The organism is Phyllobacterium sp. RCAM01083 (assembly GCF_055685835.1).
The window spans coordinates 117,486-139,776 of record NZ_JBVFZN010000003.1 but is presented as its reverse complement, the minus strand read 5'-3'; the positions used below and the strand labels follow the sequence as shown (position 1 = coordinate 139,776).

The following is a 22,291-nucleotide window of genomic DNA, read 5'->3' as shown; positions in this document are numbered from 1 at the left end:
AAAAGAGCCGCAGGTGCCGACCCAATCTTTACCACAATCATACCTGCGTGACATTCCTACCTGTATATTTCGAGCGCATGCTTCCCCTATGCTTTCGGTCAAGAATGGAGACGTACTTTATGAGCTTTCCCGCGGTATCTCGCTTGGCCGCAATGCTGGTCATCGGCATTGGCATCGGCAGTTTCCTTGGGCAACCGGCCGATGCTGCCAATGAGGTGCTGGTGCCGCCGGGCAACCGTTCCGAGACGCAGCCACCGATCCCCAAGACATCGGCGGACCGGGCGAAGGCCTTCAACACGACATATGACGAAAAATACAAGCAGATCATTGCGCTGCTCACGCGCGAGACAAAGCTGGTTGCGCAGATCAAGGATGCCGCCCGCGCCTATCACATCGATCCCATTCACATCGTCGGTGCGCTGGTCGGGGAGCATACGTACAACGTCAGTGCCGTCGGCAAGGTGCAGACCTATTATGTCAAGGCGCTGGCCTATGCCAATGCGGACTTCTCCTTCCGATACAAGGGCGTCACGATCCAGGCTTTTGTCAAAAGGCCGGAATTTGCCGCCTGCGCCGCGCTGACAGCCAGCGCCGAGCTGTGGAATTGCCGCGATCAGGTCTGGGATGACCGATTTAGGGGCAAGACCGTCGATGACGTGGCCTATGAACCCATTTCACTGCAGCGGGCGTTTTTCCAGCCGTTCTACGGCGGTCAGACGTTTGGCCTCGGTCAGATAAGCCCGCTGGCAGCCCTGCAGGTGACGGACCTTGTCTCGCAGGTCAGCAAGCTTCCGAAGCTTTCTCCCGATCAGCCTCAGGCGGTTTATCGCGATGTCATGGATCCCGACCGCAGCGTCGTCTACATCGCGGCAATCGTGCGCGATGCCATCGACGCCTATGCGGCGCAGGGCTTCGACATTTCGAAGAATCCCGGCATCACGGCGACCCTGTACAATGTCGGGCAGCCACGGCGCCGGGCCGCCGAGTTGCGGCAGGCGATCGCAAGCGGCAGCAACCGCAAATATCCGGTCGAAAACTATTATGGCTGGCTGATCAATGAAAAGCTCGATGACCTCGAAGGCATTCTTCAATCGAACGGGCAATGACCGGCGTCAGATCAGTTTCTTGCCTGAAGGTTTGCCGTGGAGGCTCTTGATGCGTCGCCGCGCAGATTGATGGATACCCAGATGTTGGGATTTTGCTGCGACTGGCGCTTGAGGAAATTATAGCCGGTGGCGTCCCATGGCCTGACATGGTCAGCCAGATTATCGAGGACGAAATCACCACGGTCCGTCTTTACGGTAAGAATGGCGTGACCTTCGTCGTTCAAGTCGCGCACGATGGTCATGAGCAGCGCCTGCCGCGGAAATCCGGCCTCAAGCAGCAGCTTGCGCTTGTAGAGTGCATAAATCTTGCAGTCACCCTTGCCGTCGACTGGGTAATCCCAGTGATCCATCATCGTGCCCCAATGCTCAAGATTGCTCATCGGTTCGATGGATGCATTCACCTCGCGGTTGATGCGTTCAAGATAATTCCATGTCTCGGCTGTGAGTTTGACATCGGCCGCCGGCAGGGGCGAGACATTGCACTCTTCGGGACGCCGGCCGCAAAAATCCACCCAGCCATAAGGAATGCTTGTCTTGCCGCCGGTGGATGCAGCGCTTGCGGCCGAGGGCTTCGTGCTGCCGGGGATCGCGCCGAACAGGGCCGCGCGGCGCTCGAAGGACACGGAGCGTGCCGTGGCCGCCGTGGACGGATTCGAGGAACCCGCATGCGTCAGCGATGAAAGACCCAGAAACACACAGATCGCAACGCTCAACACACGCAACATTGCCGCTACCCCAACAAACTCTTAACAAGGAGTTAACGCCAAAACGGCTGCGTCAATCAATCAAATGTTAAACAAATGGTTAACGGCACGAGGCGCGTCGGCCGCCGGGTTTCTCCGCTCGTATCGATCGGCAATGAGGTGTAGGTTCTCAGCGGTGTGGATTGCTGGACAAGGGGGATGGATGCGTAGGTTCGCCTTCATCACAATTCGACCAAATTGCGAGCGATCCCATAGCGCCAGGAGAATGGGAGAAACTCGATGGAAGAAATCTCGTCTGAAGCATTTGAACATACGGAACATGCCCAGCACGCCCTGCACAGCGAGAATGCCTTTCTCGCCATTGTTGCGGTAACGATCGCGGTGCTTGCAGTCGTCGCTGCGGGCGTCGGCAGTCTGGAAACAATCGAGAGCGGCGGGGCCACCGCGGCCAAGACCCAGGCCGTGCTCTTCCAGAACAAGGCAACGGATAACTGGAATTTCTTCCAGGCCAAGAGCCTCAAGAAAAACATGTACGATATTGCCGCAGCGCAAGGTGGACCAAAGGCGGCTGATTTCGCATCCCAGTCACAGCGCAATGAAGCGGAAAGCCAGGAGATCCAGAAAACGGCGCGGGATTTCGAGGTCAAATCGGAGGATGCTTTGCAGGAAGGCCTCGTCCACGAAGGACGGCACCATCACCTGACAATCGCAGCGACGTTCCTGCATATAGCGATCGCGGTCGCGACCATTGCCATCATCACCGGCGGCCGCCGCTGGCCCTGGTATGCGTCCATTCTTCTCGGAGTCATCGGTACAATCATCGCCGGCGCGACCTACGCGGTCTGAGCTGTTTTCCCGCGTTTGATCGCCAGCGCCTCCCGTCAAGGCGCGGGCAGAATATGTTGCATCCTTCCATAATATAGGGTAGGGGGGTATATTATGTCACACACAACCAAAGATAAAGCCAAGCTCCTCGCCCGCATCCGCCGCCTGAAAGGGCAGATGGAGGCAGTGGAGCGCGCGCTGGAGGCGGAAGTTGCCTGCGGTGAAATTCTCAATCTCGTCGCATCCGTCCGTGGCGCTGTAAACGGCCTGGTTGTCGAGCTGATCGAAGATCACATTCGCATGCATGTGGTCGATCCGGACAAGGACCCCGATGTGGAACGGGCCCAAGGCGCTGCGGAACTCATTGATGTCGTAAGGAAGTATCTCAAATGAAAAATCACCACGCGGCACAGTCAAATGCCGGCTCGCACGACCATATATTCCTTGGCCAGAACCACGAGCGCAACGAACGGCGCACATGGATGGTTATCGCCTTGACCACGGTCATGATGATTGCTGAAATTGCTGCCGGAACCGTCTACGGTTCAATGGCGCTGGTGGCGGACGGCTGGCACATGTCAACCCACGCGGCGGCGATGCTGATAGCGGCCTTGGCCTATCTCTATGCGCGAAAGCACGCGCACAATTCGCGGTTCACGTTCGGAACCGGAAAATTCGGCGATCTGGCGGCCTTTGCCAGTGCGGTAGTTCTGGCTCTGATTGCACTGCTGATTGCCTGGGAAAGCTTTGTCAGGCTGGCGAATCCCGTTCCGATCAATTTTCCCCAGGCAATATCGATTGCCGTCGTTGGTCTTGCGGTCAATCTGCTTTCCGCCTGGCTCCTGCGCGATGATCATTCGCATCATGGCGACCATGATCATCATCACGATCATGCTCATGCGCACGACAATAACCTTCAAGCGGCCTATATCCACGTGCTCGCTGACGCGCTGACTTCGGTGCTGGCCATCGGCGCTCTTGTAACGGCAAGTCTCTATGGATGGCTTTGGCTCGATCCGGCCATCGGCATCATTGGTGCGCTGGTCATTGCCAATTGGTCGTTCGGGCTCATCCGGCGTGCCGGGGGCGTGTTGCTGGACTATGTGCCGTCAAGCGAGGATCTGCCGGAGGAAATCCGTTCGGCCATCGAACGGGAAGGGGATGTGATCACGGATCTGCATGTCTGGCAGCTGGGCCCGGGTCATCACGGCGCCATTGTTTCGCTGGTGAGCGATCATCCGAAAGCGCCGTCTTCCTATCGGGCAAAGCTGTCCCACATTCATGATCTGTCGCACGTGACGGTCGAGGTTGAGCATAAGGCAGCCTGACAACTGCGACAGAATTGATTCCCATGCACCAATGATTCTCATGGGGTTGCCTTTGGAAAGCGTGTATTTCCGAGGTTGGCGTTAACCTTTTCTGGGTGCCTGCTTGTAGTGAATAAACGCGCAATAGAAGGCATTGCGCGTTTATTCCACACTCTTTGAAAGTAGCCGTGCTTAATTGTGTTATTTTTGCCACTCGATGTTTATTCCGTGTGGATTAAGCCGAGAAATACTCTGAACTGACTAGCCTCATTTCGACAAAATATGCATTTTGTGCTGCCTGGGTGCGTGTTCGCACCGGAATGCTGGGGGAGCCACCATGCGTTTTTCCGTGTTGCACACGCGATTTCTGTCTCTTTTTACCACAACAGCACTCATCTCAATTGCCAGTCCATCCATAGGTTGGGCTGCATGCAGCAGCCTTGCGCCGGTATCGGGCCAGACGGTCACGTGCGATACCTCGGCACCCAATCCCGCGACGGCGGGCGTGCATGCGGTAGCGGGAAGCTCCGGCGTCAAGGTCAACATTGGCAGTGGTGCCCAGTTGAATATTGTCCGCAGCCCCACCGAGAACTCCGGTGTCAGTGTCGTCGATGGCAGCACTGTCGTGAACGGTGGCGCGATATCGCTGACGGGAGCGGGCAGCACGGGGCTCAATCGCGGTGCGGGTCTGGTCGGCACCGGAAGCAACAACAGCCTGACCAACAACGGTTCGATCAGCACGACCAACCAATACAATGATGGCATGGCCGCAGACGGCTCGGGCAATACGCTCACAAACAATGGCACGATCACGACAACGGGACCCAACGCTTACGGCATGACGGCAAGTTGGGGGCAGAGCGGCGGCGGATCGCCGAACAATACCCTTATCAACAATGGAACGGTTACAACCAACGGAAGCAATGCGCGTGCGGCCTCCATTCTCGGGCAGAACGGAACCGTCATCAATACCGGTACTTTGATGACAACGGGCAACAGTGCCCCAACGGTTTACATGCAGGGCACCAATGCCCGTCTCACCAACAGCGGCGTGATTCACGCGCAGGGTGGCGCGGCATCCGGTGGCTTGCCCTCGGATGGTGTGTTTTCCAACACGCTGGGATCGAGCTTCAACGCGACAATCGAGAATTTGGCTGGCGGTCAAATCATCAGCGATCAGGGGCCCGCGATCCGCACGCTCAACGGCCCGACCAAGATCACGAATGCCGGATTGCTGAGCGGCGGCAATGGTTTCGCCCTGAGCGGCGGCAACGGCAGTATCGACTTTACGCTGCAGACCGGCTCAAAAATCATCGGAACCGCCAATGGTGGGGGCGGCAACAATCAGCTGACCCTTCAGGGTTCCGGGCTGATCGACAACGCCTTTACCAATTTCCAGACGATGTACATGAAGGGTACGGACTGGACATGGGCGGGAACCGGAGATTTTCACGACAGTTTCATCCAGACCGGCAACTTCACCCTGCAAAAGGACCTGACCGGCAATGTAACCGTATCACCGGGGGCGAAACTGCTCGCCGGAGGTGGCTTCAATCCCTCGATCACGCCTTATGCCGGCGGACCGGCGATCACTGTCACCAATGCGGGTGTCATCGATTTGACCAATGGTTCGGGTGCTGCGGGAGACCGGCTGACCATCGTGGGCAACTATGTCGGCAACAATGGCTCACTTCTCCTGAACACCGTTCTTGGCGATGACTCCTCCGCATCGGATAGGCTCGTTCTATCCGGTGGAACGGCGACCGGTACAACCGGCATTGCCGTTACCAATGTCGGAGGGACTGGCGCTGCGACGGTGATTGACGGCATCAAAGTGGTCGATGCCGTGAATGGTGCGACGACGGCCGGGAGTGCATTTTTTCTGAGTGGCCGCGCCGCGGCCGGGGCATACGAGTATTTTCTGTTCAAGGGTGGCGTCAGCGCAAACACGACCCAGAACTGGTATTTGCGCTCGGACTATGTCACGCCCACGCCGACGCCGGACAATCCGACGCCGACCGGACCTGTCATTGCGCCAACCGATCCAGCAACGCCAAACGTTGTACAGCCGCCCGTTCCAGGCGGACAACCGCCGGAACCCGGTGCAACGCCGGTTACCCCGGTCGTTGAGGAGCGGGGCGGGGTGCTCGTCAGCGTCGTGCCGCTGCTTCGTCCGGAAGTCGCGACCTATTCCGCAGTTCCGCCGGCCGCCAGGCTGGCAACGCTGGCAACGCTCGGCACGTTCCACGAGCGCCGCGGCGAGCAGAGCGTTCTCACGCCGGGCAGCGACCTGTCGGCGGCCTGGGGCCGCGTTTTCGGTCAAAGCATCGAGCAGGGCTGGGCAGGCACGGCATCACCCTCGATTGACGGATCAATCTGGGGATTCCAGACGGGTATCGATATCCTGCGCCGGCAGAGTGAAGGCGGCCATCGGGATATTGCGGGTATCTTCTTCGGGTATGCCGGCATGAATTCCGATGTCAAAGGTCAGGCCCTTGGCTGGAACAATTTGAGTACAGGCAAGATCAAGGTCGACGCGACAAGTGTCGGCGGTTACTGGACGCATATTGGCCCCTCCGGCTGGTACCTGGATGGTATCGTGATGGGGACCTGGTATGGCGGCAATGCGCGCTCGGTGAGCGGAGCTGGCATAGACAATGACGGCAGCGGCATTACAGTGTCGCTCGAAGGCGGCTATCCCTTCGCACTGACCGACAACTGGCTGCTTGAACCGCAGGCGCAGCTCATCTGGCAGCGGGCCTGGTTCGACGATCGGCAGGATGCGTTCTCTGGTGTTTCGTTCGACAGCAACGATGCCGTCACAGGCCGTATCGGTGCGCGGCTGCAAGGCAATTACCAGACCGCGCGTGGATTGTTCCAGCCCTACCTCAAGGCCAATCTCTGGCATAATTTCAAGGCCACCGATACGGTGCTGTTCGGCACCGATCCGATCACGACCCAGGTGGAAAGCACGTCACTCGAATTGGGCGGCGGTATCGTCCATAACTTCACCAAGAATGTGAGTGCTTTCGCCACCGCCGACTACACCTTTGACGTGAGCGGCGAGCGGAAGCGGGCCTTCGAGGGGAATATTGGCCTGACCGTGAAGTGGTAGCAGCCAGTCTTGCAAGCCGCCCTGGCATTGTGGCGCGTGGAGCGCTCATTTGAAGTGTTCCACGTGTTCACCTTCAATCACGCCGGCATGTTGCATGGAAAGCCATGTATCGGACAGATGAATGACAGGGCGGATGCGTTAAATATTCCGCGGCCAGATACTTAATGTAAATTCACTTACCAATGATACGTGATTAAATCTTGCCTCGTTGAGGGTAAATATTTGCCATTCGATAAGTTCTTTTAAATGTATAAGAATTAAGTATTATGCAGTGAATAACTACTGAGTCCTTTATAGAGAATCGGAGGTGCTTGCCAGCGGCAAGCAACCCTTGAGGAGGATGAATGAGTCTCGGCTATTCGGTGCGCAATTTCTCGACAGTCGGTCTGGCCGCTTTGCTTGGCCTTTCCAGTCCGGCATTGGCCGTCACGACAACCGGTACCTTTACAGTCCAGATCGCTATTCAGGCATCCTGTGTCCTGGTGAGTACCGCGACGCTGACCTTCACCTCGGTGGGTGTGATCGCGGCAAATGACGATGCATCCACCACGCTTTCCGTGCAGTGCACCAACACGACGCCGTACAATATCGGCCTCGATGCGGGGATCGGCGTGGGTGCCACGGTCGCTTCGCGCAAGATGACCGCGCCCGGCGGCGCGCTGGTGAACTATACCCTCTATTCCGACACCAACAGAACCACAGTGTGGGGGCAGACCGTCGGTACCGATACGGTTTCAGCGTCGGGTAGCGGCGCGGCGCAGCCCTACACCGTGTACGGGCGGGTTCCCATCCAGACAACGCCGGCGCCCGGCACCTACACCGATACGATCACGGTGACAGTCACCTATTGAGGATAAGCCGAATACGGGCGGCTGATCTGCCGCACAGGCCTTCTTGCTCTCGTTCAGGAATGCCGCTGATATCCTCCGGCAACACCCTGGGGCGAGAGGACCGTCTGCCAAAGCTGGATCTGGCGTGCCCGAAAGCATCCGGCCATGCACAGCAGATAATAGCGCCACATGCGATAGAAACGCTCGCCATATTTGGAAGCAAATTGCGGCCATGCGGCCTCGAACCGCGTATGCCATGCCAAAAGTGTCCTGTCGTAGTCGGCACCGAAATTGTGCACGTCCTCGATGACGAAGCGGCCATCCACGCTGGTGGAAATCTCGGCCAGGGACGGCAGTTCGCCATTGGGGAAGATATACCGGTCAAACCACGGATCGATCATATTCCGGGTGCGTTTCCGCCCGATCGTATGCAGCAGGAACAATCCGTCATCCGACAGGCTGCGCCTACAGGCGTCAAAGAAAGCGGCGTAGTTCTTGTGCCCGACATGCTCAAACATGCCGATCGAGGCAATCCGGTCGAATTTCTCAAGTCCCTCGACATTGAACGATCGGTAATCCGCGAGGCGAAATTCGACGGGCAGACCCTGCAATGTTCGTTGTGCGAATTCCGCCTGTTCCCTGGAAATGGTCAAGCCGACACAGGAGACGCCATAGTTCTCGGCGGCAAACTGCATCAGGCTGCCCCAGCCGCAGCCGACATCCAGAAGGCGCATGCCCGGTTGTAGACCGAGCTTGCGGCAAACGAGATCGAGCTTTGCATTCTGGGCGTCGTCGAGATTGCCGACGTCTTTCCAGTATCCGCAGGAATAGGTCATGCGGCGGTCAAGCATCGCGGAAAACAGGTCATTACCAACATCGTAATGTTCCTTTCCAACCTGCCAGGAGCGCCTGCTGTTCTGCAAGTTGAGCAATCGCGCCCGCAGTGTTTGCAACACGTCCTTGGCCGTCACATGTTCGGTCAAATTGGCGCGAAATATGCGGTCAAAGAACTGATCCAGCGCCGCACAGTCCCACCATCCGTCCATGTAGCTTTCGCCGAGGCCCAGACTGCCTTGCCCAAGGATGCGGGTTGCGGCTCTCGGATCCTTGATCTGGATGTCCCAGGGGGCGTCGCCGTTGACGCGAATGCCGGCACGGCCCAGAAGATTGCTCAATGTACCGAGTGCTGAAGACTTGCTGCCGTTGGCCGGTGCCAGCTGTGGTTTGGCTTCTCTCTTTGATGCGTCGTCGAAATCCACGTCCATGTTTGCTCCAGCGCTGGTGCTTCAAGTGTGCCGTTGGGATCGAAACCTGATTTGCAGCCATATGAGCAGAAAGGACGACGCAATGTCAAAAATTGTTCAGGCGACTTCCACCCGGTTGCGTCCGCTGGTTTTCGCGCGATAGAGCGCCCTGTCTGCCGCTTTCAGCAATGCTTCCATGCTGGTGTGCTGCCCGTTGAGACTGGCAACACCCGCACTGACCGTGACGGTTACGTTCTCAAGGTCCGTGGAAAAGCGCGCAAGCTCGATTTCGCTGCGCACCCGCTCGGCGAGTTCATTGGCTACATTCTGCGGCGTATTCGTCAGCAGCAGGACGATTTCCTCGCCGCCGTAACGGACAACAACGTCGGTGATGCGAACATTCCTGCGGATGATGGCGGCGACATCCGCCAGCACCATGTCACCCGTATCGTGACCCCACCGGTCATTGATGGCCTTGAAATGATCGATGTCGATCATGACCAGGGAACAATGGGCTGCCTTGGACTTGTTGTCGTTCATGGCCCGAAGCGCCGCGCGATCGAAAGCGCGCCGGTTCTGCAGCTTTGTCAGCGGGTCCACCCAGGCTTCGTGCTCCAGAGCCCGCATGATCCGCAGGCGGGACTTTTCCCGCTCGAGAAAATCCGAGAGAATCACGACATTCACAATGTTGGCGATGACGACGGCAAAGAGGGGAAACCCGACGATTGTTGCAATGATGTCGTGCGGCAACAGGCTGATCGAGACGAGCGACAATGAGGCGAGCATGCCTGTCACAACCGAACGGATAAACCCGATCGGAAGCTTGCGCACGGGGATAAGCGCGACCCCGCACCCTATGGCGCAAATCAGGACAATCGAAATCAGTCCCGGTACCACCCCGACGCCGCCGAGCCAGATTCGGTATCCCGCCATGAGCAGGGCGGCAACGATTGTGCCGACAGGCCCGCCATAGGGATATGCGATGGCAAGCAATGCTGTCCGTCCATCAAAGATGACCCCCGGTGCGATAACAACCGGATCGTTCATCGACAAGATTCCGCCGAGCGCCAGAAGAAGGCCGACAGCCGCGCCTTTTTTCCACCCTTTGGAAAAGGTGCGGATGACAATGGAATAGCTGAGGATGACAAGCGCCGTCAGACCAAGGATACGAACAACACCGGTCAACAATATGCTGTAGTCCATGTGGCCCTCTTGGTGTTTGTGCATCAAACCTGGCCGCAGCAGATGATGAGCATATCAGATCAGCGACGACAGAATGTGGCAAGCGCTTGCCGGTCACATTTTATCACTGCCTTCACTTGCCGTGTATAGGTTGAGAAAAGATCAATTCGGCGCGAGATGGATGAAACGTTTCATGGCGGGTGCTGTTTTCGCCAGCGCGGCCGGGTGGCAATCGTCACCAACCGGAGGCGCCATTCCAGCGGGCTATCAGGTGCGGGCATATCCGCGTCTGACCGGGCAAATACTGGATTGTATGAATTATAATTCACGTTATGAATTATATTGACAGTCGCTTTATCATAGGCTTAGTTATCCCTGCCAGCACTCGAGGAGGATTGCTGGTCTTCATAAGGAACAGCGGCCGCCATACAAGGCGCCACACACCAATGGGAGGGGCTTCGGCCTCGAGGAGGACACTTGCGCACTTTTCTGGGCACGACCGCCATGGCGGTCCTTGCGACCACACTCTTTGCATCATCGGCGAACGCGGAAACGGAAAATCCGTTCCGCTGCAAGCCGGGTGAAAAATACGTCATGAACGTCATGGTTTCGGGCGTTGAATACTGGTTTCCCGTCTATGAAATGTTCAAGCAGGCGGGCAAGCAGCTGGGCTGCGAGACAGCCTATACGGGCACGCCGGAATATGACGTCAACAAGCAGATAGCGAGTTTCGATCAGGCGCTGGCGCAGAACCCTGCCGGTATTCTGGTGCATCCGATGAATTCCGATCCCTTCATCGAACCGATCAACCGGGCGGTCGACCAGGGCACCGCGGTCGTCACTTTCGCGGCTGACTCGCCGCTGTCCAAGCGGATTTCATTCATCACCTCGGATAACAAGCGTGAAGGCATTTATGCAGCCGACGCCATCGCCACGAAGCTCGGCGGCAAGGGCGAATATGCCGTTCTGGAAAATCCGGGCCAGGACAATCATGACCGCCGCGTCACGGCCTTTATCGACCGGATGAAGGAAAAGTGGCCGGATATGAAGCTGGTCGGCAGGGCGGCGTCGAATCAGGACCCGACAAAGGCCTATCAGGGCCTGATGAGCATCGCGCAGGCCAATCCCAATCTGGCAGCCGTCTTCATGCCGGAAGCCAACTCGGCGATTGGCGCCGCGCAGGCCAACAAGGAAAGCGGCGGCAAGATTCTCGTCATGTGTGCCGACGTCAATGCCAATATCCTTGATATGATCAAGGCCGGTCAGGTCTTCGGCTCGATCAATCCCAATCAGGGCATGCAGGGCTATATGGGTTTCATGCTGCTCTGGTTCGCCAAGCATCCGGAACTGATCGATCCCATGAACGATGCCAAGCGCGCCGGGTCCAACCCGATGAGCATCCCGTTCGTTGACAATGGCCTGTCCATTGTAACAGCCGACAATGCGGATGACTTCTTCTGGGACAAGTACCTCAAGCGTCGCGGCACCAAAGGCATCGACGAGTAGGCTTCGCAGACGGCTATCCGGGCCCGCAAGGTCCGGATAGCCTCGGCGAACGGGAGGGAGGAAGGCGCGATGGCATCGGAACCGGTCTTGAGTATCCGCGGAATCACCAAGCATTTCGGTGCGGTGAAAGCGCTGACGGGCGTCGACTTCACGCTGGCGCGCGGCGAGGTCCATGCGCTTTGCGGTGAGAACGGTGCCGGAAAATCCACGCTCATGAACATTCTTGCCGGCGTCCTTCAGCCCGACGAAGGCGAGATACTGCTCGACGGCAAACCGCAGAAGATTGGATCGCCTTCGGTTGCGCAGTCACTGGGCATCGGACTGGTGCATCAGGAAATCGCGCTCTGTCCCGATGCCAGCGTCGCCGAGAACATTTTCATGGCGACCACAAGCCGACGCCGGTCGTTTCTGATGAATTACCGCAGGCTGGAACGCGACGCGCAGACGGTCATGGACCGGCTGGCACCCATCGACGTCCGGCAAAGGGTCGGCGACCTGGCGATTTCCAGCCAGCAGCTGGTGGAGATTGCCAAGGCGCTCACGCTCGACTGCCGGGTGCTGATTTTCGACGAACCGACGGCGGCGCTGACGGAAGCGGAAACGCGGATACTCTTCGGCATCATCCGGGAACTGAAGGCGCATGGCCTTTCCATTATTTATATCAGCCACCGGATGGCGGAGATCTTCAGCCTGTGCGACCGGGTCACCGTGCTGCGCGATGGCCGCTATGTCTCCACCGAAGATATTGCCGATGTCACCCCCGATGACGTGGTGCGGCGCATGGTGGGACGCGAGATCACGCAGCTCTATCCACCCAAGCAGATCGAGACCGAGCGCTCGGGCGAGACAATCTTGTCGGTTCGCGCGCTTGGCGACGGGGACCGTTTCAGCCGCGTGTCGTTTGATCTGAAGCGCGGCGAAATCCTCGGGATTGGCGGGCTTATCGGGTCCGGGCGCACCGAGATTGCCGAGGGCATCTGCGGTTTGCGTGCGGCTGTCGAGGGTGAGGTTTCCCTGCACGGCAAGCCGCAGGCCATTCGAACCTATGCCGATGCGGTCAAAGCAGGAATTGTCTATCTCTCCGAAGACCGCAAGGGCTCGGGCGTTTTCCTGGACCTGTCGATTGCGCAGAACATTTCGGTTCTTAACCTGAAAGCGGTGACAGGTCATCTGGGTTTGATCGATGCCAAGGCCGAAGGCCAGCTCGCCCGCGACTTTGCGCGCAGGCTCGGCGTGCGGATGAACCATGTCGACATGCCGGTGTCATCGCTCAGCGGCGGCAACCAGCAGAAGGTGGCCATCGCCAAGCAACTGGCGGTCCAACCCAAGGTTATCCTGATGGACGAGCCGACGCGCGGCATCGATGTCGGCGCGAAATCCGAAATTCACCAGCTTCTGCGCGAACTTGCCCGCTCCGGGATCGGTATTGTTGTCATTTCCTCCGAGCTTCCGGAGCTGTTGGGCCTGTGTGACCGGGTGCTTGTCATCCGCGAGGGAACGGTGGCCGGTGAACTCGGCAGCGATGAAATGAGCGAAGAAGCGATCATCCGGCTCGCATCCGGACTGAAACATACAACGACGCATGCACCAGAACATGCAGCCTGAAGAGCGATTGGGAGATACACGAATGGCGGTCGAGACGATGACGGCAAAAACGGTGCGGGTTTCATCCTGGAAGAAATTGGGCTCGATGCGCGAAGCCGGTCTCATCGCCATCATTCTCGCGCTCTGCATCGCGATGAGTTTCGTCTCGCCGCATTTTCTGACGCTTGGCAACTTCCGCGCCATGCTGATGAGCTTTTCCGTGGAAGGCATTGTCGTTGTCGGCATGACGATCCTTTTGATCGTCGGCGGCATCGATCTCGCCGTCGGTTCGGTTGTCTGCTTTGCCATGGTGCTTTCCGGCACGCTGTTCCTGGCCGGGCTCGACCCGTGGACGGCCTCGCTCATCGGCATTCTGGCCAGCGGGCTGATCGGTTGTGTCACGGGGTTCTTCGTCACGGTGGTGGGGCTCAACCATTTCATCACCTCGCTGGCCGGCATGGTGATCGTGCGCGGCTTGTGCCTGATCATCACCAAGGGAACGCCGCTTTCGCTCTTCACCCTGCCGCCCGCATTCAAGGCGGTCGGGCAGGGCTCGTTTTACGGGGTGCCCTACGTCATCCTCATCTTCTTCGCGGTGGTCATGCTGTTCGACTTCCTGCTGCGGCGCGCTACCGCCCTGCGCAAGGTTTTCTATACCGGCAGCAATGAAAAGGCGGCGCTTTATTCAGGCATCCGCACGAAGCAGGTCAAATTCTGGGTAACGGTTCTCTGCTCGACGCTCGCGGGGTTCGCCGGGGTGATCTACATGTCGCGCTTCGGCGCGGCGACACCGACCTTCGGCGTCGGCATGGAGCTCAACATCATTGCAGCTGCGGTTATCGGCGGTGCCTCGCTCAATGGCGGGTCCGGCACGATCCTTGGCGCCATCCTTGGCATAGCGCTGCTGTCGCTCGTCACCAGCTCGCTGGTACTGCTCGATGTCTCCGTCTACTGGCAGGACATGATAAAGGGGTGCATTCTTCTGACGGCCGTCTCCATCGACCATTTCCTGCACAAGCGGAAGGCCTCCTGACCATGGCGATTATCAAACTCAATCCGAAACACGCGGCTCCGCGCGAGGAAATCGTCATCGCGCGGCAGATGCACCAGGCACTGGTCCTGCACTTTCTTGAGGGGCTGACCCAGGCGCAGATTGCCGACCAGCTCGGGCTTTCGCAGCCGACGGTCAACCGCCTCATCAAGCGCGGCCGCCAGCTCGGCCTCGTCGAGATCAAGATCAAATCGCCGGTCGAGCCGCTGGTCGACATGGAGGAACAGCTGCTGGCGCTGGGCGGCATCAGCCGTGCCATTGTCGTGCCGACGGTGTCCGACAATCCGCAGACGGCGCTTCAGGCGGTCGGCGAGGCTGCGGCGCGATTGCTGATCGAGGAGATCACCGATGGCGATACTATCTGTATTACCGGCGGCAAGGGTGTCAGCGCCGTGGTTGCCGGATTGCAGGCACCGCGCCGTTTCGATGTCGAGGTGATCCCGGCCACCGGCTGCGTCCAGGGCAAGCACTATACCGATGTCAACCATGTCTCGACCCTGATGGCCGACAGGCTCGGCGGGCGTGCATACCAGATTCACGCGCCACTGTTTGCCGACAGCCCTTCCGAGCGCGCGATGCTGATCAACATGCGCTCGGTCGCCGATGTCTTCAAACGGGCGCGCGAGGCCAAAATCGCCGTCGTCGGTATCGGCTCGATCCTCACGGATGACTCGAGTTATTACGACCTGCATCCGTCATCGAGCACGGATCTCGAGGCGATCGAGCGTTCCGGCGCGCGCTGCGAACTGCTGGCCCATTTGCTCGATGAGCGCGGACAGGTCTGCGATTACAGCCTGAACGGTTCGCTGGTCTCGCTGACGCTGCAGGAGTTCGCCTCCATTCCGACCAAGATCGGGGTTGCCAGCGGACCGAACAAGGCGCGGCCGATCCTCAGCATCATGCGCGGCAATCATCTGGACACGCTGGTGACGGACGAGGCGACGGGACAGCGCATTCTGGACATTGCCGTTGAAGGAGAACAGGCATGAGCAACGAGCAATTGACGCGGGCAATCGGCAAATCCGGCGTGCAGGCGTCGGCCGTGGGGCTGGGAACCTGGGCCATCGGCGGCTGGATGTGGGGCGGCACCGACGAGCAGGAATCGATTGCCGCCATCCAGGCATCGCTGGACGCCGGTGTCAGTCTCATCGATACGGCTCCCGCCTACGGGCTTGGGCGTTCGGAGGAAATCGTCGGCAAGGCTCTCAAGGGGCGCCGTGACAAGGCCGTCATTGCCACCAAATGCGGTCTCGTCTGGCACACAACCAAAGGCACGCACTTTTTCGATCAGGATGGCAAGCCGGTGCACCGCTATCTCGGGCGCGATGCCATTGTTCACGAAGTTGAGGAAAGCTTGCGGCGTCTCGGCACCGATTACATCGATCTCTACATCACCCATTGGCAGGACCCGACGACGCCGATTGAGGAGACGGTGCGGGCCATGGAGGATTTGCGCGGGGCTGGGAAGATCCGTGCCATCGGTGCGAGCAATGTCAATCTCACTGAACTCAATGCCTATATCGCCACCGGCGCGTTGGACGCGATCCAGGAACGGTTCAGCATGATCGACCGCGAGCTTGAGACCGAATTGCTGCCGGTAACGCGCAAAGATAACGTTTCATTGCTGAGTTATTCGTCGCTGGCGCTGGGTCTGCTGTCCGGGACTGTTGATCCCGGGCGCGTGTTCTCCGGCGACGACCAGCGCAAGGACAATCCGCGCTTCTCAGTCGATAACCGATTGAAGGCAAAGCAGTTCGCCGATGCCATTCGGCCTGTCGCGGACAAACACGCAGCCAGCATCGCCCAGATCGTCATCGCGTGGACGCTGGCGCAGCCGGGCATCACCTTTGCGCTGTGCGGGGCGCGCAACCCCGATCAGGCGCTCGACAATGCGCGGGCGGGAACAATCCGGCTCGGCACAGACGACCTCTCGGCCATTGACGCGGCCATCGCAGTGCAACTGGCAGACATGAGGTAACAGGCTGCATCATGAACCGTGAAGAGATATTTGACGGACTTCGTCGAAGTCCGAAGGTGGACGTGTGCGTCGTCGGCGGCGGTATCAACGGCATCAGCGTCTTCCGCGAGCTGGCGCTGCAGGGCGTCAATGTACTGCTCGTCGAGAAGCATGACTACTGTTCCGGTGCCAGCGCTGCCCTGTCGCGCATGGTGCATGGCGGCCTGCGTTATCTTGAGAACGGTGAATTCAGCCTGGTGCGGGAATCGCTGGCCGAACGCGACCGCCTGTTGAAAAACGCGCCGCATCTTGTTGCGCCGCTGCCGACGACCGTCCCGGTCTTCGATATTTTCTCCGGTCTTGCCAATGGCATCGTGCGGTTTCTCGGGCTGAGCCGCAGGCCAAGCCGGCGCGGTGCGATTGCAGTCAAGGCGGGCTTGAGCATTTATGACTTCCTGACCCGCAAGCGGGCTCTGATGCCGCGTCACCGCTTCCGCGGGCGGCAGGCGACACTGGCCAAATGGCCGGCGCTCAACCCTGCCGTCAAAAGTTCCGCGACCTATCACGATGCCTGGGTCAAGCATCCCGAACGCATCGGCATGGAGGTGCTGAGAGATGGCCTTGCGGCAGGCGATCACGCCTGCGCTCTGAATTACGCCGAACTGCGGCGGTCTGCTCACGGCTTCGTCGTCCACGATCACATCACCGGCGCAGCAACGCCAGTCGAGCCCGCCTTCATCATCAATGCGACAGGCGGGTGGATCGATATCGCCAATGCCGGTCTGTTTTCGCAGGAAAAGCGGCCCGTGCCGCTGATGGGCGGCACGAAAGGATCGCATCTCATCATCGACAATGCGGACCTCGCCGGAGCTCTCGACGATCACATGATCTATTACGAGAACGAGGACGGGCGCATCTGCATCCTCTTTCCCTATCTCGGCAAGGTTCTGGTCGGCTCGACCGATATCCGCGTTGACGATCCCGAGAGCGTTCGGTGCGAACCGGACGAGCGGGATTATATCCTGCAGTCGCTGGCCTTTGTCCTGCCTGGCATCCGCATCCGGCCGGAAGACATTGTCTTCCAGTTCTCCGGTGTGCGTCCCCTCCCGGCCAGCAAGGATGATTTTACCGGCCGCATCCCGCGCGATCACTACTGCACGATCATCGAACCATCCGATGGCGCGCCGCCGGTGCTGTGCATGATCGGCGGCAAATGGACGACATTCCGCTCCTTCGGTGAGCTTGCCGCCGACATGACGCTGGAACGCCTGCACCGGGCACGGGACGTAACAACGGCAACCCGTCCTATAGGCGGCGGACGGGCATTTCCGGAGGATATCGGCCAATGGATTTCGCGGATTTACGGCGAAACAAACGTTCCGCCAAAACGGATTGCGGAGCTCTTTGAGCGATATGGTACCGATGCCGAAGCGATTGCACATTTTATCGCGGCCGGCCCGGACACGGCAATGGCAAATGCCGGATATTCGAGCCGGGAAATCGCGTTCCTCATTCGCAACGAAGCGGCGGAACATCTTGATGACCTGCTGTTGCGGCGCACCACGCTCGCCATCAGCGGCCAGCTATCCCTCGACATGACGGAAGCGGTGCTCGACGTGCTCGCACGCGAAAAGGGCTGGTCGCCCGCCCGCCGGAAAGCAGAGCTTGACCGCTTCCTCACCCTTCTTGCCGGGCGCCACGGCGTTGGCCTCGGCACACTCATCGCACGCAATGAACAAGGAGTACGATATGCGCAACAATCTTAAGGTCCGGATGAACCGGCTGTTCGGCGCCGGGCGCTGCCTCGACGTGGCGATCGATCACGGCGTATGCAATGAGCCGTCATTCCTGAATGGTCTTGAGGACATGGCGGGTGTCGTCCGTGCACTGGTGGCGGCAGGTCCGGATGCCATCCAGATGAATTACGGCCAGGCCGACCTTTTGCAGGATGTCGCCGGCAAGGACAAGCCGGCGCTGGTCATGCGCATCGACATGGGCAATCCGTACAATGCCATCCGCCATCGCGACATGTGGGCGGTGCTGCAGAACGAGGCCGAGCCGCTGATCGGCGCAATCCAGATGGATGCGGCCTGCGTTGTCGTCAATCTTTTCATGTTGCCCGACGAGCCGGACTTGTTCCGCCAATGCGTGCAGAACATCGCGCGGGTCCGCGCCGACTGCGACAAATACGGCATGCCCCTGATGATCGAGCCGCTCGTCATGCAGCCCGTCACGGAACGCGGCGGCTATATGGTGGATGGCGATGCCGACAAGATCGTCACGCTCACCCGCCTTGCCCGCGAAATGGGCGCTGATATCATCAAGGCGGACCCGACGACGGCGGCGGAGGATTTTCATCGCGTGGTGGAGGCGGCGCGGTGTCCTGTTCTTGTGCGGGGCGGCGGCAAGGAGGATCTGCGGATCGTCTTCGAGAAATCGGCGGCCCTGATGCGGCAGGGGGCCGTGGGCATGGTCTATGGCCGGAACATCTATCAGCATGCCAATCCGAGCGCAGTGGTGCGCGGGCTGATGGCCATTATTCATGACAATGCCAGCGGCGAGGATGCCTACGCGCTCTACCAGCAGGGCTGAGAATGAAAACAAGAACCTGAGGAGGGGTTCCGTATGGGAGAGTATCTTTTGGGTCTTGATGCCGGCAACACCATCATCAAGGCCATCATCTTCGACCGGCAAGGCAACGAGATTGCGGCGGCTGCCGAGGAGGGGCATAGCAGCATGCCGCATCCGGGGCACGTGGAGCGCGGGCTGGACGAGCTTTGGACCAATGCGCGCCGGGTCATTCAACGCTGCATCGCCGACGCCGGAATAGGCCCCGAGCAGATTGCTGCCATCGGCTGCGCCGGGCATGGCAACGGTCTTTATACCCTTGACCGTCAGGGCAATCCTTTGCTGGCAATCCAGTCCCTGGACACACGGGCGGCGGATCTCGTGGAAGAATGGCAGGCGGAAGGCGTCGGCGACCGCACCTATCCGATCGGCCTGCAGCGGCCCTGGCCGTCACAGACCCCGACGCTGCTTGCTTGGATCAAACGCCATCGGCCGGAAACATTCGCGCGGATCGGCACGGTGTTCCTGTGCAAGGATTTCATCGTCAACCGCCTGACGGGAAAGCGTGTGAGCGAGGTGTCCGACATGGCAGGTTGCGGCCTGCTCGACGTCGCACAGCGGCGGTATGACCGCGAGCTGATGGCCGCCTTCGGGCTCGGCGATTGCATGGATCTGCTGCCGCCGCTCATAGAAAGTGCCGATATCGCCGGAACGGTCACGCAGGCCGCCGCCGACCAGACCGGACTTGCCGTTGGCACGCCCGTCATTGGCGGGCTTTTCGACGTGATTGCCTCGGCAATCGGCTCGGGCGTAACCCGCACGGGTGCAGCGTCGATCATCGCCGGTACCTGGAGCATCAATCAGGTGGTCGTTGACGCGCCCCGCCTCAAAAAACCGTTCTTCATGTCATCGACCTTCGATCGCGAGCGTTACATGGCGATTGAATCGAGCGCGACGTCGGCCGCCAACCTTGAATGGCTGGTGCGTGAATTCTTCCACGGCGAACAGCCGGATGGAGGCTCGCCATTCGATCGCTGCTGTGAACTGGCGGCGGCGGTGGAACCGGCCGCCGACGATCCGATCTATCACCCGTTTCTCTACGGCGCGCAGCAGGACGGCAATGCCCGGGCAGGTTTTTATGGCGTCGCGGGCTGGCATACGAAAGGCCACCTGATCCGGGCCTTGCTCGAAGGCGTCGCTTTTGGCCATCGCCAGCACATCGAAACACTGCGGGACGCAGGCGCCAATTTCGACGAGGCGGTGCTGTCCGGCGGCGGTTCGCGCAGCCTGATCTGGCCGCAGATTTTTGCCGATGTCCTGGGGGTTCCGGTGACAGTAGCGCGGTCGAGCCAGACCGGGGCGCTTGGCGCAGCAATCGCCGCGGGTACAGCGGTCGGCATTTTCCCCGATTTCGATGCCGGTGCCGCGGCCATGGTGGTGACGGAGCGATCCTACCGGCCGGATGCTGCAAGGGCCGGCCATTATGCCAGGCGCTATCAGCTCTACCGGGATATCGCCGATGCCATGGCGCCGGTCTGGAAGCGCATGGCCGCGCGTGACACCGTGATGGCGGAGGCTGCAGCGTGAGCAATGCAGCGCCAATTGATGAAGGCGCCTATGATTTTATCATCGTGGGGGCCGGATCGGCCGGCTGCGTGCTGGCCAACCGCCTGTCAGCCGACCCGAAAAACCGCGTGCTCCTGCTCGAGGCGGGCGGCAGCGACCGCTATCACTGGATTCACGTGCCCATCGGCTATCTCTATTGCATGGGCAATCCGCACACGGACTGGATGATGAAAACCGCGGCGGAGGCAGGGCTGAACGGCCGCTCGCTTCCCTATCCGCGCGGCAAGGTGCTGGGCGGCTGTTCGTCGATCAACGGCATGATCTACATGCGGGGGCAGGCCGCCGATTATGATGGCTGGCGGCAGGCCGGGAACGCCGGCTGGGGCTGGGACGATGTCCTGCCCTATTTCCTCAAATCCGAAGACAATTACCGTGGACGTTCGCCGCTGCATGGGGCAGGGGGTGAATGGCGCGTGGAACGGCAACGCCTGTCCTGGCCCATCCTCGATGCATTCCGCGATGCGGCCGAAGAGCTTGGCATTGGCAAGACCGATGACTTCAATGGCGGTGACAATGAGGGTTCCGGCTATTTCGAGGTCAATCAGCGCGGCGGCGTTCGCTGGAACACCACCAAGGCGTTCCTTCGTCCAGTCTTGAAGCGGTCCAATCTCCGGGTATTGACCGGCGCGGAGGTGCAAAGGCTGGAGTTTGATGGCAAGCGCGCAACAGCCATCCGCTTTGAACGAAACGGCCAGCTTTGCAAGGCTGCCGCTCGCGAAATCATCCTGTCGGCGGGCGCGATCAACTCGCCGAAAATCCTTGAACTATCGGGTATTGGAGACTCTCATCTCCTGAAGCAGGCGGGTATTGAATCGTTTCATGACCTGCGCGGCGTCGGCGAGAACCTGCAGGATCATCTGCAGATCCGTACGGTTTTCCGCATCGAAGGGGCGAAAACGCTGAACCAGCTCTACCACAACCTCTTGTCGCGCGCCGGGATGGGACTGGAATACGCGTTGCGCCGTTCAGGGCCATTGTCGATGGCGCCGAGCCAGCTTGGCATTTTTGCCAAAAGCGACCCCGCGCTGCTGACACCCGATCTGGAATACCACGTCCAGCCGCTCAGCACGGATCGTCTCGGCGAACCGCTGCACCGCTATCCCGCCGTGACCGTGTCCGTCTGCAATCTGCGCCCGGAAAGCCGTGGCAGCGTCCACGTCACCGGACCCGATGCCAGCCGGCAGCCGGAGATCCGGCCGAACTACCTCTCCACGCCGGGCGACAGGCTGCTGGCGGCCCGGTCGATCCGCCACGCGCGTAATCTCATGGCAACGCAAACCTTGAAAAAGTATCGTCCGTCCGAGATGCTGCCCGGCACGCAGTACCAGAGCGACGACGAATTGATCAAGCGCGCCGGGGATATCGCGACCACGATTTTTCATCCCGTGGGGACCTGCAGGATGGGCAGCGACGACCGGTCCGTTGTCGACCATGCCCTGCGGGTGCACGGTGTCGCGGGCCTGCGCGTTGTCGATGCGTCCATCATGCCAAGCATCGTTTCCGGCAATACCAATTCGCCTGTCATCATGATTGCAGAAAAGGCTGCCGATCTCATTCTTCGCGGGGTGCAATAGCTGCCGGAGAACATCCCCGTCCGCAATATATCTTGCCGGGTGAGTTGATGCGCGTTATATTTTCTTTTGGTTTCGTATTTGTTTCGCAGTGGTGCTATATTGGCTGGCGCTG

Annotated in this window: 17 protein-coding genes and 1 pseudogene; 15 read left to right on the top strand and 3 right to left on the bottom strand. The window is 59.5% G+C overall.

What is annotated here, in order from left to right:
* Positions 1-119 precede the first annotated feature (119 nt).
* The gene (locus ACZ25R_RS02240; protein WP_472459897.1) at positions 120-1,106 is read left to right on the top strand and encodes a DUF1402 family protein; all 987 of its coding nucleotides are present in this window, start codon (positions 120-122) and stop codon (positions 1,104-1,106) included.
* Positions 1,107-1,117: 11 nt separating this feature from the next.
* Here ACZ25R_RS02240 and ACZ25R_RS02235 read toward each other — a convergent pair whose 3' ends face one another.
* A complete protein-coding gene (locus ACZ25R_RS02235) occupies positions 1,118-1,831 on the bottom strand; it encodes a transglutaminase-like cysteine peptidase (RefSeq protein ID WP_472459896.1) in 714 nt (237 codons plus the stop codon).
* A gap of 258 nt (positions 1,832-2,089) precedes the next feature.
* Between ACZ25R_RS02235 and ACZ25R_RS02230 the strand changes: the two genes are divergently transcribed.
* The 5 genes from ACZ25R_RS02230 (at position 2,090) to ACZ25R_RS02210 (ending at position 7,908) form a co-directional block, all read left to right on the top strand.
* A complete protein-coding gene (locus ACZ25R_RS02230; RefSeq protein ID WP_472459895.1) occupies positions 2,090-2,656 on the top strand; it encodes a DUF4337 family protein in 567 nt (188 codons plus the stop codon).
* A 93-nt stretch (positions 2,657-2,749) separates the two neighbouring features.
* Positions 2,750-3,028, top strand: coding sequence for a metal/formaldehyde-sensitive transcriptional repressor (locus ACZ25R_RS02225; RefSeq protein WP_472459894.1), 279 nt, complete (start codon positions 2,750-2,752; stop codon positions 3,026-3,028).
* Positions 3,025-3,963, top strand: a complete 939-nt coding sequence (gene dmeF, locus ACZ25R_RS02220; protein ID WP_472459893.1) for a CDF family Co(II)/Ni(II) efflux transporter DmeF — start codon at positions 3,025-3,027, stop codon at positions 3,961-3,963. Before ACZ25R_RS02225 ends, dmeF begins: the two co-directional genes overlap by 4 nt.
* Before the next feature lie 316 nt (positions 3,964-4,279).
* Positions 4,280-7,057, top strand: coding sequence for an autotransporter family protein (locus tag ACZ25R_RS02215; protein WP_472459892.1), 2,778 nt, complete (start codon positions 4,280-4,282; stop codon positions 7,055-7,057).
* Positions 7,058-7,401: 344 nt separating this feature from the next.
* Positions 7,402-7,908 (top strand): Csu type fimbrial protein, encoded by a 507-nt coding sequence (locus ACZ25R_RS02210; protein WP_472459891.1) that lies wholly within the window; start codon positions 7,402-7,404, stop codon positions 7,906-7,908.
* 53 nt (positions 7,909-7,961) lie between these two features.
* Here the strand turns inward: ACZ25R_RS02210 and cfa are convergent, their stop codons facing one another.
* Together cfa and ACZ25R_RS02200 are read right to left on the bottom strand one after the other, a co-directional pair.
* Positions 7,962-9,152, bottom strand: a complete 1,191-nt coding sequence (cfa, locus tag ACZ25R_RS02205) for a cyclopropane fatty acyl phospholipid synthase (RefSeq protein ID WP_472459890.1) — start codon at positions 9,150-9,152, stop codon at positions 7,962-7,964.
* 96 nt (positions 9,153-9,248) lie between these two features.
* Positions 9,249-10,334 (bottom strand): GGDEF domain-containing protein, encoded by a 1,086-nt coding sequence (locus ACZ25R_RS02200; protein WP_288192259.1) that lies wholly within the window; start codon positions 10,332-10,334, stop codon positions 9,249-9,251.
* A 456-nt stretch (positions 10,335-10,790) separates the two neighbouring features.
* On the opposite strand from ACZ25R_RS02200, the gene ACZ25R_RS02195 reads away from it, so the two are divergent.
* From ACZ25R_RS02195 to ACZ25R_RS02155, 9 genes and pseudogenes are all read left to right on the top strand, one after another.
* Positions 10,791-11,819, top strand: a complete 1,029-nt coding sequence (locus ACZ25R_RS02195; protein WP_223614911.1) for a substrate-binding domain-containing protein — start codon at positions 10,791-10,793, stop codon at positions 11,817-11,819.
* 69 nt (positions 11,820-11,888) lie between these two features.
* Positions 11,889-13,424, top strand: coding sequence for a sugar ABC transporter ATP-binding protein (locus tag ACZ25R_RS02190; RefSeq protein ID WP_472459889.1), 1,536 nt, complete (start codon positions 11,889-11,891; stop codon positions 13,422-13,424).
* A 22-nt stretch (positions 13,425-13,446) separates the two neighbouring features.
* A complete protein-coding gene (locus ACZ25R_RS02185; protein ID WP_472459888.1) occupies positions 13,447-14,436 on the top strand; it encodes an ABC transporter permease in 990 nt (329 codons plus the stop codon).
* A gap of 2 nt (positions 14,437-14,438) precedes the next feature.
* Positions 14,439-15,443, top strand: a complete 1,005-nt coding sequence (locus ACZ25R_RS02180; RefSeq protein WP_472459887.1) for a sugar-binding transcriptional regulator — start codon at positions 14,439-14,441, stop codon at positions 15,441-15,443.
* On the top strand, positions 15,440-16,432 hold the full coding sequence (locus tag ACZ25R_RS02175) for an aldo/keto reductase (RefSeq protein ID WP_472459886.1): 993 nt from the start codon (positions 15,440-15,442) through the stop codon (positions 16,430-16,432). The genes ACZ25R_RS02180 and ACZ25R_RS02175 overlap by 4 nt, the downstream gene beginning before the upstream one ends.
* Positions 16,433-16,443: 11 nt before the next feature.
* Positions 16,444-18,188 (top strand): annotated as a pseudogene (locus ACZ25R_RS02170) (glycerol-3-phosphate dehydrogenase/oxidase).
* Positions 18,161-19,003: a class I fructose-bisphosphate aldolase gene (locus ACZ25R_RS02165; RefSeq protein WP_223614916.1), complete on the top strand. Its 843-nt coding sequence runs from the start codon at positions 18,161-18,163 to the stop codon at positions 19,001-19,003. The pseudogene ACZ25R_RS02170 and the gene ACZ25R_RS02165 overlap by 28 nt, the downstream one beginning before the upstream one ends.
* 33 nt (positions 19,004-19,036) lie before the next feature.
* Positions 19,037-20,566, top strand: coding sequence for an FGGY-family carbohydrate kinase (locus ACZ25R_RS02160; protein WP_472459885.1), 1,530 nt, complete (start codon positions 19,037-19,039; stop codon positions 20,564-20,566).
* The gene (locus ACZ25R_RS02155) at positions 20,563-22,179 is read left to right on the top strand and encodes a GMC family oxidoreductase (protein WP_472459884.1); all 1,617 of its coding nucleotides are present in this window, start codon (positions 20,563-20,565) and stop codon (positions 22,177-22,179) included. Before ACZ25R_RS02160 ends, ACZ25R_RS02155 begins: the two co-directional genes overlap by 4 nt.
* Positions 22,180-22,291: the final 112 nt, after the last annotated feature.

Bases quoted from the DNA above. Each gene is read 5' to 3' on its own strand.
- ACZ25R_RS02165 (WP_223614916.1), top strand. From the start codon at position 18,161: ATGCGCAACAATCTTAAGGTCCGGATGAACCGGCTGTTCGGCGCCGGG.
- ACZ25R_RS02230 (WP_472459895.1), top strand. From the start codon at position 2,090: ATGGAAGAAATCTCGTCTGAAGCATTTGAACATACGGAACATGCCCAG.
- ACZ25R_RS02225 (WP_472459894.1), top strand. From the start codon at position 2,750: ATGTCACACACAACCAAAGATAAAGCCAAGCTCCTCGCCCGCATCCGC.
- ACZ25R_RS02235 (WP_472459896.1), bottom strand. From the start codon at position 1,831: ATGTTGCGTGTGTTGAGCGTTGCGATCTGTGTGTTTCTGGGTCTTTCA.
- ACZ25R_RS02175 (WP_472459886.1), top strand. From the start codon at position 15,440: ATGAGCAACGAGCAATTGACGCGGGCAATCGGCAAATCCGGCGTGCAG.
- ACZ25R_RS02200 (WP_288192259.1), bottom strand. From the start codon at position 10,334: ATGGACTACAGCATATTGTTGACCGGTGTTGTTCGTATCCTTGGTCTG.
- ACZ25R_RS02240 (WP_472459897.1), top strand. From the start codon at position 120: ATGAGCTTTCCCGCGGTATCTCGCTTGGCCGCAATGCTGGTCATCGGC.
- ACZ25R_RS02160 (WP_472459885.1), top strand. From the start codon at position 19,037: ATGGGAGAGTATCTTTTGGGTCTTGATGCCGGCAACACCATCATCAAG.
- ACZ25R_RS02210 (WP_472459891.1), top strand. From the start codon at position 7,402: ATGAGTCTCGGCTATTCGGTGCGCAATTTCTCGACAGTCGGTCTGGCC.
- ACZ25R_RS02180 (WP_472459887.1), top strand. From the start codon at position 14,439: ATGGCGATTATCAAACTCAATCCGAAACACGCGGCTCCGCGCGAGGAA.
- ACZ25R_RS02215 (WP_472459892.1), top strand. From the start codon at position 4,280: ATGCGTTTTTCCGTGTTGCACACGCGATTTCTGTCTCTTTTTACCACA.
- ACZ25R_RS02190 (WP_472459889.1), top strand. From the start codon at position 11,889: ATGGCATCGGAACCGGTCTTGAGTATCCGCGGAATCACCAAGCATTTC.
- cfa (WP_472459890.1), bottom strand. From the start codon at position 9,152: ATGGACGTGGATTTCGACGACGCATCAAAGAGAGAAGCCAAACCACAG.
- dmeF (WP_472459893.1), top strand. From the start codon at position 3,025: ATGAAAAATCACCACGCGGCACAGTCAAATGCCGGCTCGCACGACCAT.
- ACZ25R_RS02185 (WP_472459888.1), top strand. From the start codon at position 13,447: ATGGCGGTCGAGACGATGACGGCAAAAACGGTGCGGGTTTCATCCTGG.